Annotated in this window: 15 protein-coding genes; 5 read left to right on the top strand and 10 right to left on the bottom strand. The window is 46.1% G+C overall.

Annotated elements, in window-relative coordinates:
* Window positions 1-255: 255 nt before the first annotated feature.
* On the bottom strand, window positions 256-1,890 hold the full coding sequence (locus tag NX720_RS26125) for an IS1634 family transposase (RefSeq protein WP_262595607.1): 1,635 nt from the start codon (window positions 1,888-1,890) through the stop codon (window positions 256-258).
* Between the two features lie 373 nt (window positions 1,891-2,263).
* On the opposite strand from NX720_RS26125, the gene tnpC reads away from it, so the two are divergent.
* Both tnpC and NX720_RS26115 read left to right on the top strand, forming a co-directional pair.
* On the top strand, window positions 2,264-3,937 hold the full coding sequence (gene tnpC, locus NX720_RS26120) for an IS66 family transposase (RefSeq protein ID WP_262595368.1): 1,674 nt from the start codon (window positions 2,264-2,266) through the stop codon (window positions 3,935-3,937).
* 107 nt (window positions 3,938-4,044) lie between these two features.
* Window positions 4,045-4,230 (top strand): hypothetical protein, encoded by a 186-nt coding sequence (locus NX720_RS26115; protein WP_262598538.1) that lies wholly within the window; start codon window positions 4,045-4,047, stop codon window positions 4,228-4,230.
* A gap of 150 nt (window positions 4,231-4,380) precedes the next feature.
* Here the strand turns inward: NX720_RS26115 and NX720_RS26110 are convergent, their stop codons facing one another.
* Window positions 4,381-4,653 (bottom strand): hypothetical protein, encoded by a 273-nt coding sequence (locus tag NX720_RS26110; protein WP_262598537.1) that lies wholly within the window; start codon window positions 4,651-4,653, stop codon window positions 4,381-4,383.
* A gap of 156 nt (window positions 4,654-4,809) precedes the next feature.
* Window positions 4,810-4,968, bottom strand: coding sequence for a hypothetical protein (locus NX720_RS26105; protein WP_262598536.1), 159 nt, complete (start codon window positions 4,966-4,968; stop codon window positions 4,810-4,812).
* A 276-nt stretch (window positions 4,969-5,244) separates the two neighbouring features.
* Here NX720_RS26105 and NX720_RS26100 point away from each other — a divergent pair, with 276 nt between their 5' ends.
* Complete coding sequence (locus tag NX720_RS26100; RefSeq protein WP_262598535.1) at window positions 5,245-6,423, top strand: tyrosine-type recombinase/integrase; 1,179 nt, start codon at window positions 5,245-5,247, stop codon at window positions 6,421-6,423.
* 4 nt (window positions 6,424-6,427) lie between these two features.
* Here the strand turns inward: NX720_RS26100 and NX720_RS26095 are convergent, their stop codons facing one another.
* The 7 genes from NX720_RS26095 to NX720_RS26065 all read right to left on the bottom strand — a co-directional run bounded on the left by NX720_RS26095 (window position 6,428) and on the right by NX720_RS26065 (window position 12,289).
* Complete coding sequence (locus tag NX720_RS26095) at window positions 6,428-6,688, bottom strand: pyocin activator PrtN family protein (RefSeq protein ID WP_262598534.1); 261 nt, start codon at window positions 6,686-6,688, stop codon at window positions 6,428-6,430.
* An 11-nt stretch (window positions 6,689-6,699) separates the two neighbouring features.
* Entirely contained in the window at window positions 6,700-8,406 is a 1,707-nt protein-coding gene (locus NX720_RS26090; RefSeq protein ID WP_262598533.1) for a DEAD/DEAH box helicase, read from the bottom strand.
* Window positions 8,396-9,451, bottom strand: a complete 1,056-nt coding sequence (locus NX720_RS26085) for a PD-(D/E)XK nuclease family protein (protein ID WP_262598532.1) — start codon at window positions 9,449-9,451, stop codon at window positions 8,396-8,398. Before NX720_RS26085 ends, NX720_RS26090 begins: the two co-directional genes overlap by 11 nt.
* A gap of 75 nt (window positions 9,452-9,526) precedes the next feature.
* Window positions 9,527-10,006, bottom strand: coding sequence for a DUF669 domain-containing protein (locus NX720_RS26080; RefSeq protein ID WP_262598531.1), 480 nt, complete (start codon window positions 10,004-10,006; stop codon window positions 9,527-9,529).
* Window positions 10,007-10,008: 2 nt separating this feature from the next.
* A complete protein-coding gene (locus tag NX720_RS26075; RefSeq protein ID WP_262598530.1) occupies window positions 10,009-10,788 on the bottom strand; it encodes an ATP-binding protein in 780 nt (259 codons plus the stop codon).
* Complete coding sequence (locus tag NX720_RS26070; protein WP_262598529.1) at window positions 10,788-11,192, bottom strand: DUF7173 family protein; 405 nt, start codon at window positions 11,190-11,192, stop codon at window positions 10,788-10,790. The genes NX720_RS26075 and NX720_RS26070 overlap by 1 nt, the downstream gene beginning before the upstream one ends.
* 443 nt (window positions 11,193-11,635) lie before the next feature.
* Window positions 11,636-12,289 carry a helix-turn-helix transcriptional regulator gene (locus tag NX720_RS26065; RefSeq protein WP_262598528.1) on the bottom strand — a complete coding sequence of 218 codons (654 nt, stop codon included), beginning with the start codon at window positions 12,287-12,289 and terminating at the stop codon, window positions 11,636-11,638.
* A 157-nt stretch (window positions 12,290-12,446) separates the two neighbouring features.
* Between NX720_RS26065 and NX720_RS26060 the strand changes: the two genes are divergently transcribed.
* A complete protein-coding gene (locus NX720_RS26060; RefSeq protein WP_262598527.1) occupies window positions 12,447-12,698 on the top strand; it encodes a helix-turn-helix domain-containing protein in 252 nt (83 codons plus the stop codon).
* A complete protein-coding gene (locus NX720_RS26055) occupies window positions 12,691-14,703 on the top strand; it encodes an AAA family ATPase (RefSeq protein ID WP_262598526.1) in 2,013 nt (670 codons plus the stop codon). The genes NX720_RS26060 and NX720_RS26055 overlap by 8 nt, the downstream gene beginning before the upstream one ends.
* The last annotated feature ends 146 nt before the right edge of the window (window positions 14,704-14,849 follow it).

Below are 14,849 nucleotides of genomic sequence, written 5' to 3'. Positions count from 1 at the left end.
GATCTTTGGCAATCCACTCCTGAAGCTGATCCCGTTCACAGAAATCCAGCTCTGAGAAGCTACGGAGAAATAGCATGCTGTCTTTGCTGATGAGATAAATGTTTTCGAATGCAAGCACGCTACCGCCCGGAGATTTAGCCATGTCGTTTAAAGACTGGCGAAGCATGGTTCCCGGTAGCTTGGTGTAAAAAGTTGTAACAAACCATTCTACCCAGAACCCATACCTATCAGTAGAGCCGACATTCACCACCCCAATCAGGAATAAATTGATTGGTACGTTTGACCCAGTATAAAAATGATCGTCGACTGACTTTCCGAGATGCCGACTACATGCTTCTCCGTCCCATTGATCGTCCACACATGAATACCCTCGAAGCAGCAGAAAATCCACCTGCCCGTGGGGTTCTTCGCCGGTTTCTTTTTCATGTCCGGGAACGTTCGACTCTGTCTTTTCAGCTCATAACGAATTCGATGTTGGATAGCAGCATAGACCATCAGGCAGAGAGTCATCACCATTAGCAGCGCTTCAATACGTTCCGGCTTCTTGAGATAAAGTGATGACACTAGGAAATCCGGGCTTTTCAGGAAACGAAAGCCTCTTTCAACCTGCTGTTGGGATTTATACGTCTTTAGCAGTTCAGTCGTATCCAGCCGGTCTGTATCCATGTCGTTGGTGCCCAGTATAAAGCAACCCAGTGACGCCTCAGCATCCCGACGTCTCTCCACAGCTACTGAGCAGCAACCTGTCACGAAATATTCATAGTGGTCAGGAGGCATCCCGTCAGCAGGGCGACCTTTGGTATTGTAACAAGGCTTGCTAATGACCTTAGGTTCAGCCTGACAAAGTTTGGAATTCTTTTGCCATTGCCTGAAGGCTTCCATGGCGTCGGCTTCACACCGGAACGACTTTTTGCCCAGCTTTACCAGAGCCTCGGATTCTGTCAGGGATTTTTTCTGCATACGCCGGGTCAGTGTCTTCTGTTCCGCTTTCTGGCTCTGCTTGTTTCGAAACAGAACCCAGCGTTGTACGACACCGGCATACTCAGACAATGTCTCCACCGCTTCGTAATGGTCAAATCCATCCACCACATTCATGGAGCGCGATGGTGCGCTACGTACCAGTTTTTTAGCATCACCGATATTGAGAGGGACTCGGGAAACAAACAACTGCTCCTGATGGCTGAGTTCCTGAAGGGTTCCTGCCACGTACATTGCGGCATCACCGACGAAATAACGGGCATTCAGAGCCGCTTTAAAGCTCTTTATGTGCTGGCTCACCACTTGTTTGAAACTGGTTTTATCCGTCACATTGCCACTGGCTGCTTTCATAAACAGTGGAATGCCTGCACGATTCTCGGTTAGCAGAAGTAATATGGCCTGATTCAAGTCCGGGCGATGGTCTCGACTGTAGCCCTTGCAAAGCCGGATACAATTAAGGTCTTCATCGCTCACTTCGTCATCACAATTATAACGACCATCGACGTGAAACCCTGTACCATCGAGGTTCAGTGCGTCGCACGGTAATTTGAGGTGCTTCGCCACCTTGATAGCCAGCTCGAAATGGACTTTACTAACATCCAGATCAAAAAGTACGTCCAGCGCCCTTCCCAGTACTTTGTCGTTTATGTGTTCGGGTTCAATCCCGCCCCTGATTAGTTTGTCGAGGGGTTTATTGGCGAAGAACTGAGGGAACATATGGAGAGACTGTCCTGTGAAGCCAAGACCGTTGATTATCATAGCTATCACGGCTTCACCGTGGGAAATGTTCCATTCGTCAGATAGCTTGGGGGCTCGTTTATCGATGTGCTCGACAATTCCCAGCTCTTTGCACATTCCAGCCACCAGACCGAGGTGATCCATGACCTGAGAGCGATATTGAACAGGAGGCATAAGGGGGGCTTCCCAATATTGGCTTATCTGTTAAATAGCAGATCTCAGGAAAATGTCAGGTCAGGTGGTGAATGTCGGGTAGAGGTAAAAATACAGAAAATTATTGACTGTATGGATATACAGAAATAATCTAGTAACCTCACAGCGTCAAAGCCGTACCAGAGTCACCATGTCCACTACGGAACATCAAGACCCACAGAGTGAACGCTTTCCCAAAAAATAAGAAACACACGGACAGTGCTATGATGACCGACACCATCAGGCAGTACCTTCAATCCCTCGGAGTAGCAGTTACCCTCAAAGACATTTCCGTTCAACCGTAACTTTTCTACAAACCACTAAACATAAGCTCAAAGTCGTCTACTTTTAGAGTATGCAAAATGCTCATGTTTCAGGATCAGGCACAACACCTGCATTACTGCCTGCCCCCTTTGCTACCTCGCAGGTCATCCTCACCAAGCAGGAACACATCCAGCTAAAACAGCAGGCCAACCTCTGGCATGCCATGTGGAAGGCGGCCTGTGGCCGAGAGAAAAAAGTATTGGCTAAAAATGCCTCTCTTATCGCTCAGCATAAAGCCGAAATGGCTGGGTTGAACACCCAGGTCGCTGATCTGAAATCAGAACTGGCACACATGAAGCACTTGCTTTTCGGTCGTAAATCAGAGAAGACCAGTTCTTCTTCAAAGAAAAGTGGCAATACTACCCGGCCACCTTCAAATCGAAAACGAGGTCACCAGCCCGGAGTCCCCGGCTCTGGTCGCCATCTTCACAACAACCTGCCAGTGGTTCATGAGTCTGTAGACTTACCAGTGGACAAACAGTGTTGTACAGTCTGTCACCGGCCATTCAAGTCTTTTTTCAATGACGACAGCTGCGACGTAATTGAAGTTGAAGTTAAGGCTCACGTTCGTCGTTATCACCGAAGGCACTACCAAAAAACTTGCCAGTGCCCTGAAACGCCCAATATTACTACTCCACCACCTCCACCAAGACTCATCAACAAAGGAAAGCTTGGTATTTCTGTCTGGGTGGAGCTGTTGCTGAATAAGTACGCATACGGCATCCCCATAAACAGGCAACTTGAGTCTTATAAGACTCAGGGACTGGAACTGTCGCAGGCGACCATCTCCTTTGGCCTGGAAGCTATAACGCCCTTTTTTGAGCCGGTTGCCGAAGCTACTCGGGAATTCGTCGCCAGTAGCGATCAGTGGCATGCTGATGAAACCCGGTGGATCAGCTGGGCACATGAGACCACAGGTTCTCACAAACATTGGCTTTGGGTATTTCTCTGTGATCAGGCGGTTTATTTCAGCATTGCTGACACCCGTGCGGCTGTCGTACCAGAGTCGATCATTGGTGACGGGGCTGGAACGCTGGTGTGTGACCGATACTCAGCGTACAAAAAGCTTGCGAATGATGCGGTGTCTATTAATTTAGCTTTCTGCTGGGCTCACGTCAGGCGGGATTTTATTGACGCTCAACGAGGTGATCCGGAGTTGGAGAAATGGAGCGCCACCTGGGTGAACAGGATTGGTCGTTTATATCATCTTAATAGTCAGCGACTTGAAGTGCTTGATGAACCAGAGCAGCTAGCAACACAGCAGTTACGGCTTGAACATCAGGTAGAGCAGATGGCAATCCAGAGGGATCAGGAACTTAATCGTCCTAAACTGCGAGTCAGAGCGAAAAAAGTGCTCGAAAGTCTACAGAATCACTGGGAAGGATTGACCCGCTTTGTCACTGATCCCGGTATCCCCATGGATAACAACGCTGCAGAGCAAGCACTGCGCACAGGTGTCGTTGGCAGGAAGAATTACTACGGCTCTGGCAGCGTATGGAGTGCTGATATAGCCGCTTTTCTATTCAGCGTTTTTATGACGCTAAAGCTTTGGGATATTAATCCAAAAATCTGGCTGGGTGCCTATCTTGAGGCTTGTGCCATAAATGGCAGGAAGCCACCTAATGATCTCACTCCTTATCTGCCCTGGTTAATGAGTGAGGAGCGGCTTTGTGAAATGCGCAATCATGATCCGCCAAAGGTATAACAATTGGAGGCAACAATAGGGAAAAGCGGTGTCTTAATTGCTAATTTTGAAGCGGTTTGTAGAAAAGTTACGTTCAACCTTTGCCCGAAGCCTTGTGCCGTTTGTGTGTGCCGGATTCAGGCGGGCATAGCTTTCAGGTCGTGGTTGATACGATCTTCAATCTGCAAATGGAAGGCTATAACGATCTGGCTTATGTGTTGGGCTACGGGCTGTATCGAATGCCGTTAGAAAAAGCGGTGATTCGAGTTGGTGATCGTTATTATGATCCGGTTCAGGGGCTGGTGGCGATTTGAACTTTACGGCACTGTGGGAGCTGTCGTCTGATCAGCTGACCGAGTTTGTGGCTGAAAAGAACAGACCACCGAAGTTTATAGACTGGCTTGACCTGTAAAGCGGTAGCCTGAAAAAAAGCCCCGGAGTGGGGCTTCAGTTTTCCTGATCAATCAGGACAGTTTGAATGACTCCTCCTGCGCCTCTCCGTTCTCAAACCTTGCCTTCATCCGATCCAGTGACTCTTTCAGGGCATCAACAATCTGCTTGACCTGCTTGTCGGTGTACTCGAACTTGGTTTTGTCCGACAGGTTGCCCACCATGCCGATCTGTTTCAGGGCTTTGGGTACACGGGTTTCTGCCAGCTCAATGAACTTCTCTTTCTTGCTTTTCCCTTCCGCTTTTTTTGCAGCGGGTTTCTTCTGCTCATTCTTTGCTTTTGTCATGATCGTTCTCCAATCGATTTTTGTTTTATAGTACGCCAGTTCTGACAATTCGTTATCTGCCGCACGACGTCTACTCAAAGTAGGGCAGGCTTGAAAAATGTGTAGCTGGACGCAAAGGAGAACGTTAGTACAGTTAGTAAATGACGATATAGGGCGTTACTGGTCGATGTTTGTGCAGGTTGAATTGATGATGTGACGCAAGGGCAGGGACGCAATAGCAACGGGTCTATGGGCGTTTGGGGCATGACCAGCCAGAGGGTTCATTCTCTGGCTGGAGGGAACGGTTTTACACCATTCACCGGGTACGAGTTTCACGATAACACACCCAAAATCGGGAGCAGTATGCAATGAAATCGCATACTAAAATCGTGATCAGTCCTCTAACCCGTTGGTATCACTGTCGAAATCCATTTCGTGAAATTCATACCACATAACTTAGTCTATTCCACTGTATTGCGCTAACCTATTGATTTATAATACCAATAAATAACTATTAAGAATAATAATCTACTATAAAACACCTAATTTAATGGTGGATTGAAACCCAAATTGAAACCCAAAAATAAATAGACGTAATTGGGAGGTAGTTAAATGGGTATTGCGTGCCAGAAGAGGCAGCGAAAGAAGGGAACGGTTTATCGCTACGTTGTTACTGTAAGGAGGCAGCACTTTAAAGCAATTGAAAGTCTGACTTTTCCAGACAAAGCTTCAGGGAATGCATGGGCAAAGGCTGTTGAGAAAGACATGCTGGAGCAAGCGAAAAAAGCTGAAGAGTCTGATCATAAATATGAATCTGCCAAATCTCGAACCGGGGATATACAGCTTAAGGACTATCTGGAGCGTTACCGGGCTAAGCAGGAAAAGCTTTCTGAAGATCAGCGCATTAGCCACAGAGATATGCTGGCCATCAAGTTTTGGGAAAAAAGTTGGCTGGCAAAATTACGCTCAAATGAAATTACTGACGCACACTTGATTAAGTTACTCGATGAACGGCTTGATACGGTTACGCCTTCCACGAACCACCTCTATGTTTCTGTTCTTCGTAGAGCCATCGATTGGCAGAAAAGGCTTGGCCTATATTTCAGTCGGTTTATTACCGAAGACGTGATGAAGGAATTGTGGAAACTGAAATTGGTGGGCAAGTCAAAAGAGGATGATACTCGACCGACTGAAGAGCAAGTTTATCAGTTATACCAATGCTTTCTTGAAGGCTATAACACTCCGTTAGGCACTGTTCCTTATCATCATTTAATGTTGTTTAGCATTTACAGCTCTTTCAGGGAAGGAGAGATATGCCGTATACGCTATAGTGATCTGGATATTGAAAATGGCATGGTAGTAATTCGGGAAAGGAAAGACCCAAAGAAGAAATACAGCAACCACCAGAAGGTTCCGATTTGTCCAATATGTTTGGAGATTATCGCCATGCAGCCAAGGATTGAGGGCGAGGATCGTATTTTTCCATACAGGGCACATTCAGTTTCTAGTCGCTTCTCAACGAAAACTAAAGAGTTTGGCTATCCAGAACTGCGCTTTCACTCTTTTAGGCATGATGGCATATCACGCTTTTTTGAACAGGGAATGTCCATTCCTGAAGTAGCACTGCGTAGTGGTCATAAAACATGGGATAACCTACGACGTTATACGCACCTTGTCCATAAACAGCCGCCTGATTTATGGGGAAAGTGCAAGGCTATGGAAGAGCAGTACTGGGCTGAGAATGAGGTGGTGATATCTCGGCGAGGAAGGGGTTTGAAGAAAAGAGGATAGGGCGCTATCTAACGCCCTTAACTTTCTCCCAGGTATCCGTATAAGTCATATGCCGTGAATCCAGGTATTCGGCAAGGTCTGATAATTTTACCAACATTGGTGATTTACGACTCTGGGTCATTCGAACGACAGGGACGGGTAATATTTGTGACGCAGCGGCAGCTTTGGCTTTTTTTTCGCATAAGCCAAAATACTCTTGACAGATTTCTTCCAGTCGCACATAAGGCTTTCTGTATTTGACGAATAACATTTTCTCTGTGTTCATGATGACTCCTGTTAAAAATCAAATTCCGTGTCAAACTCGTCAGAACCGGCTAGCATCAGATCAGGCTGTCTTGATCGTTGTTTAAGGTCTGCATTCCACTCACTGGGAGTACCTGGTTTTGGAGTTAGGTCGTGGTTAAGGATTCGGTGCCACTTTCCTTCTTGGCGAACCAGAATTCTGCAAGGTTCCCGAATGTTGTTTAATGTAGTGATACGCTCGTGGGCTGCTTTGGTTCTGTCTGGGATTGACTCGATGCCGCAACGAAGCATCCACCATTGCTCTGCTTTTTGCTGAGCATAGCCTCCATGCTGAAAGCAGACCCATTCCCGTATAGTTTCAAAGCCGCAGCGATAGGTCACTTGCAGGCTGGGTGGTTTTCCCATTTTCTCATGAATGTCATAAAGCACTTCATCCACACCCAACCACTCAGGTTCAATTTGATTTGAGAGTAATGCACCACCAGTGGCCTGAGCATCATGTTTATCCTGAGCTAAAAACTGATATTGGCAGGCAGGACAAATACGCAAACCGGCAAGTATTAACTCAAAACATTCAGGGCATTCTTTCACCGGTGCTTGGCCTGTCACTTCTCCAGCCTGAATTTTGCCAATGGTAATTTGGTCGATAGGTCCATGCCGGGTAATGTTTCCGCCATAGTCCAGGACCAGACAATCTGTTTTCCCTGTTTCCGGGCTGATTCTTAAACCTCTGCCCAGAATCTGAACATACAATCCGGGTGATTTGGTGGCTCGAAGCAAAACGATTAAATCAACCAATGGAGCGTCAAAGCCGGTGGTGAGAACTCCTTGGCTAGTCAGTGCCTTGATTTTCCCTTCTTTAAAGTCTGCCAGTATTCTTACCCGCTCATACTTTGGCGTTTCGCCTGTTATACATTCAGCGTTAATACCTTCATAAATGAGCAACTCCTTGACTTGTTCCGCATGGGCGACAGAGACACAGAAGATCAGCCAGGCTTTGCGGTCCTTACCATATTCAATAACCTCCGTTACTGCCTTTTCTGTGACATCATTTTTCTGAACAGCGCTTTCCATATCAGCCGTGAGATAATCTCCCTGCCGGGTTCTGACACCATCAAGATCAATTTTCTCCCGGCCACTCTTGGATCGCAGTGGAGATAGGTATCCATCGTCAATTAATCGTTGAATGTCAGTTTCATAAATGATGTCGGTGAATAGTGGGTTCTTGCCTTGGGTCAGTAAACCCTGTTTCACACGATAGGGTGTGGCAGTAAAGCCAATAATTTTCATAGCAGGGTTAATTGCTTTTAGCTCTTCTAAAAGCCGGTAATACATGGTCTCTCGGTTTTCACTGTTCAGCAAGTGGCATTCATCAATCAATACCAAATCAAAGTACCCCAGTTCTTCTGCCCGCTTGTGAATGCTCTGAATGCTGGCAAACAGAATTTGTGCGTCGGTATCTCTGGCTCTCATAGCGGCAGAGTAAACACCAGTAGGGGCTTCCTCCCAAACGGCGTGCATCTTGTCATGGTTTTGTTCGATGATTTCCTTTACGTGAGAGATGATTAAAAACCGTTGCCCGTGCCAGCGTTCAATAACTCCGAATATAAAGGCAGCAATGATGACGGACTTGCCGCCCCCAGTACTCACGCAAACCAGAGGATTTCCCTCTTCATTGGAAAAATAAGCATAGATCGCATCAATGGCCTCCTGCTGGTACCAACGCAGTTCAAGCTTCATGGGGAACCACCTTGCCATTAAAATGTTGTTTTATGGCGCTCAGGTTGTCGTCTGTTAGGAGAGACTTGTCGTTGAGATTAAAAATTTCACTGGATGCAAACTGATCATCAGTTCTTCCGGCCACAAACTCTTTGCCATTAACTTTCAGGCGGTAGCGAATCCAGTTTTCTCCACTATCAACAGGCTCAGCAAACTGACCCAGCAAGTAAGGTATATAAAGGTGAGCATCACAGCCGTTTTTCTGCTGGTAACTTGGAATCTTTAAGTCATATAAAGCACAGTGCCACTCACCATTTTCTACTGGAGTGCTGTGCAGACAGGTTCGGCAGTTTACTTCAGGTGCTTGCTGTCTATGGCAAATGGCATGATGGTCGCAGAATTTGCACAGATACCAGCTTGGGTCTGTGCTGATTTTTTTTAAAGGTCTATCGCTGGCGATAATAGCCTGTGCGCGGTTAATCGTTGCTTTACCAATATCTTGATCAAGCTTAATTCTTTCCCCATAGAGGGCATCATTATTTTTATTGACCGCAATGTAGAACGCTCGGAGCAATTGAGGTTTTGCAAGAAACATATAGCTTTGCATCTGAATAAAATGTTCAGGCTTGGCATCTCTGACACCTTTCTTCAGCAGTGTATTAAAGGACTTATCGTTATGAGTTTTCATTTCAATTAGGTGCCAGGTCTTTGGTGCTTCCACAAAGCCGATTCCCACGCCATCAAATGAACCTCCGAAATGCCCATTGCAGGCACCCACCCGAAACTGTGTTCCCGTCTGGGGATCGGTCTCAAAAACCTTAATGCCTATGCTTCGAAAATCATTAACAAACCGCTCTTCTGCCAGATGTCCGGTTTGAAAAAGTCGTAAAAGCTGACCATTGTGGCTTACGTGAGTTGCCCAGCGGAATGAATACCAAAGCGCACGGTCACATGGTCTGCCAATAACTGATCCTCCAAGGTGTGCCCGAAAAGTGGCTCCCTGATTGTCCTCGTAATGCTTGACGATTGCTTTAATCGTGGTGTTTTGCTCTTCTGGTATTTTCACGATTAACCCCTGTGCCGGAAGGTTACTTCTTCCGGCTTTTACTCAATGTCGTTAGAAAGGGTTGATTGTTTGAGCTTACTTCTGTCCCCAAGGAGGAGTTGAAGGTTGCGCTGCAGCTGTCGCAGGATGTGGCGGCTGTTCGTGAGTGACAGGAGACTGTTGCCGGTTATTGTGAGCAACCCATTTCTTTACTTCGTTTTTTGGGCCATAGCCGGGATCTTGTTTGATAATCACGCTAATGGTCATAACCTGGTTTAACAATTGATCGGTATCACTCAGCTGAGGCTGCCCGATAGCATGGGCAATGCGGCTGATTTCCTTGCGACCAATCTCCTGAGCTTTGTCACTCTGATTATAGATATTGTGGTTAGACCACAGCGAGCGCCCCTGGCTCTGGCCTTCCATCACCTTATAAGTCACAGTCACCATCCTACCCCCGGATTTAGTGGGGATAAGCCTTGCGTCAGTCACCACAACCACATAATCACCGGCAGGCAGAGGAGAGATATCATCTGTGTGATCATAATCGCCTGCATTGAAGCCTAACTGAGCCATTGTTAATGTCCTTTCTTATTCTTGTTATTGTTGAGTGCATCACTGAATGCCTGCCAGCTTAGAGGTAATTGTTTAGGCAGGTCATAGCGATTCTTGGCGAGATAACCGGGCGCACCTTGCGTAAACAGGTAGCGCTTGCCGGTGCTTATGCCTCTGGTTTTTGTGGCACCAAACCCTTTCTCTTCCTTTTCTATAACCGTTTGGTAATCAGCGAATAAAACACAGTCCACAGATTCCTGAACCAGTTCAGACGCTCGTTTGTGCAATTTGATCTGGTAACGGTCATAGCTGGCAGAAGTAGGCGACTCAAAGCGTTTAACTTCTGTGTGACCGATTAAAATAATCGCCATGTCTTTTTCATTACGCAGGGCGTCCAGTCCATTTAATATTTCCCGCCACAAATCAAGAGCTTCTATATAGCCTTTCCCATAGCCAAATTCTTCGATGGAAGAATAACGCTCACCTTTTGGTCCGACATACACCTCACAAAGATGCCTCCAAATCAATGGCTCCAGATGATCAAGACTATCTAGAACCACGGTCTTATAGTGATGATCGCTGGTATAAAGTACAGCGATAGCATCAATCACATCCTGATAGCTCTTGGCAAGAGGGAAGGTGTCAACCTCCAGGCCTCCTAATCCATCCTCTGTGCAAATAAAAATGGGTGTAGGGCTATCTGCTCCAAATGTTGTTTTTCCCAGTCCGGCAATGCCGTAAATCAGTATTCGGGGAGCCCTGTAGCCAAGACTTTTGCTGATGGAGTTAAGATTAAAAGCCATTATTGATCCTCCAGACGCTGAAAGCGCACAGAGGTCTTTTTGGGTTTAGTCGTAATGGCCTCAGCGACAATGTTGTAATGTGCCGGATCTAAATCCTGCAGATTCTTTAGCTGTTTGGTATCCAGCTCCATTTTCTGGCGAATGATTTTATTGGCAATGTGTGCCGGTACCCGGTCTTTTACTTTAAGCCATTTGTTGGTATCCAGGCTTCGGGTAAATCCGGCGACTGTGGTGACTTTGTAATATTCACCGTTCACCGACAGGCTTCCTTCCGGCTTAACCCCGGCAAGCAGACAGATTTCTTCTTCGATGGCGATACGATGATTCTTGGCTGAAAGCTCGTTTTCCTTGGCAATCTCCAACTGATAGGCGAGTTGATCCAGCCGCGACGCATTATTGCTCATGGTGGTGTCCTTTTCTGGTGCTAAGGATTATTTACTGGTGTGCAAGTAGTTCCGCAAATCGGGAACTATCACGAGGTGGGCGTGCCCGCACTCGCTCGTATCGACAAGGATATCGCCAATACGAAACAAAGACGGGACTTTTGAAGGCAGGTTATTGTTTGAAGAGTCTGTGGTGCAGTGCTGATTGGATGAGCAATTGTAATGCTCAATAATGCCACAGATTTGCTGACTGAGGCGTTGTGCCTTTTGGCTGCAGAGCTCTACGTTGCGGGCGTGCTGATTGCTTTCAACCTGAAGTGAATTTAGCTCAATAACCAGGCGGGTTACTCGTTGTGTCAAAATTGAAAACGTAGTTGGTTTCATACTTATTTCTTATTGTTTTGTTTTTTTACAGAATAAGTATGCTTGTTGTTTTAAAGGGTGTCAATATTTGTTTTGGATGGCTAAGCGATATTACTTATTAGCGGCGTTGTCGCTGTACTGGCTGTACTGAATGGTGAGAAAGCGCCGACCAAGGTTCCAAAATAGGTAACTGCATCCAGAGTTATTGCCGGATAATTGTAATTGTTGAAAATTACGGTTGGCTTGCCTCCAATTTCTTCATAACGTCCGATCAGCAATGATACTTGCTTAAAGATGCAAATATTGTTTTGTGACAGAGGAATAGCGTGATCAACGTAGACAATTGATTCCATAGGAATCCCTGCTGAATTTGAGTCTCCCTCCATGGCTTTACTGGTCATCACGGTTGCATAGGTCATGACACTACAGTCGATAGGGCAATAAAGCTTTTGCGCTTCCGTGGCATCAAGTTTCCTTAAGCACCATGCTTCGATGTCTTCTGGGCTTTTAAGCAGAGGCACGACTCTCCCTGTTGTAGTTGTAAAACGCTTGCCGGATTCCAGGTACTCCCTTGTTGTACCAAGCACCTCTGCAATTTTATTTTGCATTTTGATAGTGCTGTGATCTGTGTAGGAGTTCTTATCTCCAAGCCACAAAGAAATAGTTGCCCTTGAAACGCCCAGGCGGTTGCCTAGGTCGGTTTGGGACATATTTTGTTCAGCTAATAAATCTTTTACGCGGGCTTTCCAGTTCATCTAAAACTCACAGTTGTTATAAATCTTAAAATATGTGTTATTGGTTAAATAATAACCTGTTTTAAAGAAAGTAAACAAAATTTGACAGCGTGGCTTTCAGAAGATGATAATTTTTTCGTCTTAACATAAATCATCACTTTGCCATGGGATGGTACAGATGCTCAAAAAAACAACAAAGAGCAATGATATGTCACCCGGTAGCCTCATCAGAAATTTCCGTATTAAACGTGGCGTATCTTTGGATGAAATGGCTCAATTTTTGTATTGCACAAAATCTGAACTTTCGTTGATCGAAAATGATAAAAAATCAATTTCCAGAATGAAGCGTTTGCTTTGGTCTACACTCATCCCGGAATGGACTCCGAACATGCTCAGCCCAGTTCAGCAGAGCAGTCCAGACCATGAGTAGCGCAAGTGTAAAACCACCAGATACTTCAAAAGCTGCATGGGAACTCAATGAAGTTGGGCTGTCGATCATTCCGTTAGGCTCACCTTACGAGCGGCCCCCGCAATGGTTTTTAAATGATCGTTGCGGAGGCGATGAAAAAAAAGCAGCTGCTGACTGGCCTAAAACCCCACGAATCGGGTGGAAGCAATATCAGGATCAGGCACCTACAGATACCAATATTGAGCATTGGGTAACACTATGGCCATGCTGTAACTGGGCAATTATTACCGGTCATAAGGTCGTTGTGGTGGATGCTGACAGTGCAGCAGCCGTTGAATTTATTGAATCCGGGCCTGTCACCCGAACCCCGTTGCGAGCACTAACCAGCAAGGGAAAACATTATTACTATCGGGTTAATCCCGATAACCCTGTTCGCAACTGTGCCCAGAAAAACAAAATAGATATCCGGGGGGCTGGAGGCTATGTCGTTGCGCCGGGTAGCACCCATGCGGATGGAACGAGGTACCAGTGGGAAACCGATGAATCATACGCTTTAGACGATCTATTTGACTTACCTTCACTCACTACAGACGACATTGCTGCAATTAATAGCTTTGATGAGGGTACAGAAGCTAATACTAATCAGTATGTTGGTAATCTCGGTTTTTCTGTTAGTCAGTATCCTGTTCCGCACGTTGGCAGTAGCCTCGCTGAAGGAGAGGGTAGAAATAATGCTGCGGCCAGCATTGTTGGGCAATACATTCGACAGGGAGTGTCGCTTCAGCAAATCAAAAGCCTGTTGGATCAATGGAATGCAACCAACACACCACCGTTGTCGTGCAATGAATTGAACACCACCATTGCCAGCGTTGCACGAACCCATCTTAACAATCATCCGGAATCCACTATAGCTATTGAGCCTGTCATGGCCCAAGCGCCGCCGTTCCAATTCAGTCATGTAACCGATTTGCTGAATTCGGCCGGAGCCATTAACTGGCTAATAAAAGGTTTTCTGGAAATGGACAGCCTGTGTGTTCTGTTTGGAGAACCAGCTTGTGGAAAATCGTTTATTGCTATCGATCTTGCCTGTTGTATTGCTACGGGAAATTCATGGCATGGCAAGTCTGTAAAAAAAATGGGAGCTGTTTTCTATATTGCAGGCGAAGGTTTTAATGGTCTGTCCCGTCGCATTATGGCCTGGCAGCAGGAGCATGGTTACAGTTTTGCCAAAGTCCCCCTCTACATAAGTCAGTACTCAGCAGCTCTTACTGACATGGTTAATGCTCATGCAGTAAGTCAGAGCATTGAAGAAACAATCCATCAGACTGGTGGTGAAGCACCTTCGCTGATTGTGATCGACACACTTGCTAGAAATTTTGGTCCTGCTGATGAAAATGGAACCAAGGAAATGAATCTGTTTATCAACCATATTGACCACTATTTTCGTCAAAAGTACGGTTGTTGTGTGCTGGTGGTTCATCATACCGGCGTTGGCAACAAAGACCGTGCAAGAGGAAACAGCGCACTTAAGGGAGCTGCTGATGCAGAATATGCCGTAGTGAAAAATGACGAGGGAATCAAAATCAGCACCAAAAAAATGAAGGATGCTGAAGCCCTACCTCCTATAGAGTTTCAGCTTAAACCGGTGACATTGCCATTCTGTGATGAAGATGGTGACCCACAGGCGAGTTGTGTCTTGCAATACCTCGACCCGAGCAATGCCCAAAGCATTCGGGTAGTAAAGGGCATGGAGAGTCACATCGGTAGCACGCAAAGACATATTATTCAGACTTTGGACAAACTCCTGAAAGAAGCCCGGTCAAACCTTGTCGGACAAGAACGTGATCCGAAGCTGGCTCGCATAGAGGTTAAGCACCTTCGCTCGCAATGCCTTGACGATAAAATCGTGGGTAAAAACAACTGGAGCCGAACCTTTGATTCTATCGTTGAACGTAAATTCTTAGAGATCCAGTCTCCTTTCGTCATGCTGACAGACAAAGGCAGTGAGGTCATATCCGATGCTTAGAAACCTCAAATCTCTCTATTTGAGTACTGTGACCTCAAATAGTCATCAAAAGTTATCTCAAATTTTCTATTTATCAATGAGTTATGGCGGGATGAAGCCTTTTGTCACTGTACTCACTTCTCTCCCCCTCCTCTTAAGAGGGGAGA

This window comes from Endozoicomonas euniceicola (assembly GCF_025562755.1).
Taxonomy (GTDB): Bacteria; Pseudomonadota; Gammaproteobacteria; order Pseudomonadales; family Endozoicomonadaceae; genus Endozoicomonas_A; species Endozoicomonas_A euniceicola.
This window is presented reverse-complemented; position numbering and strand designations above follow the sequence as displayed.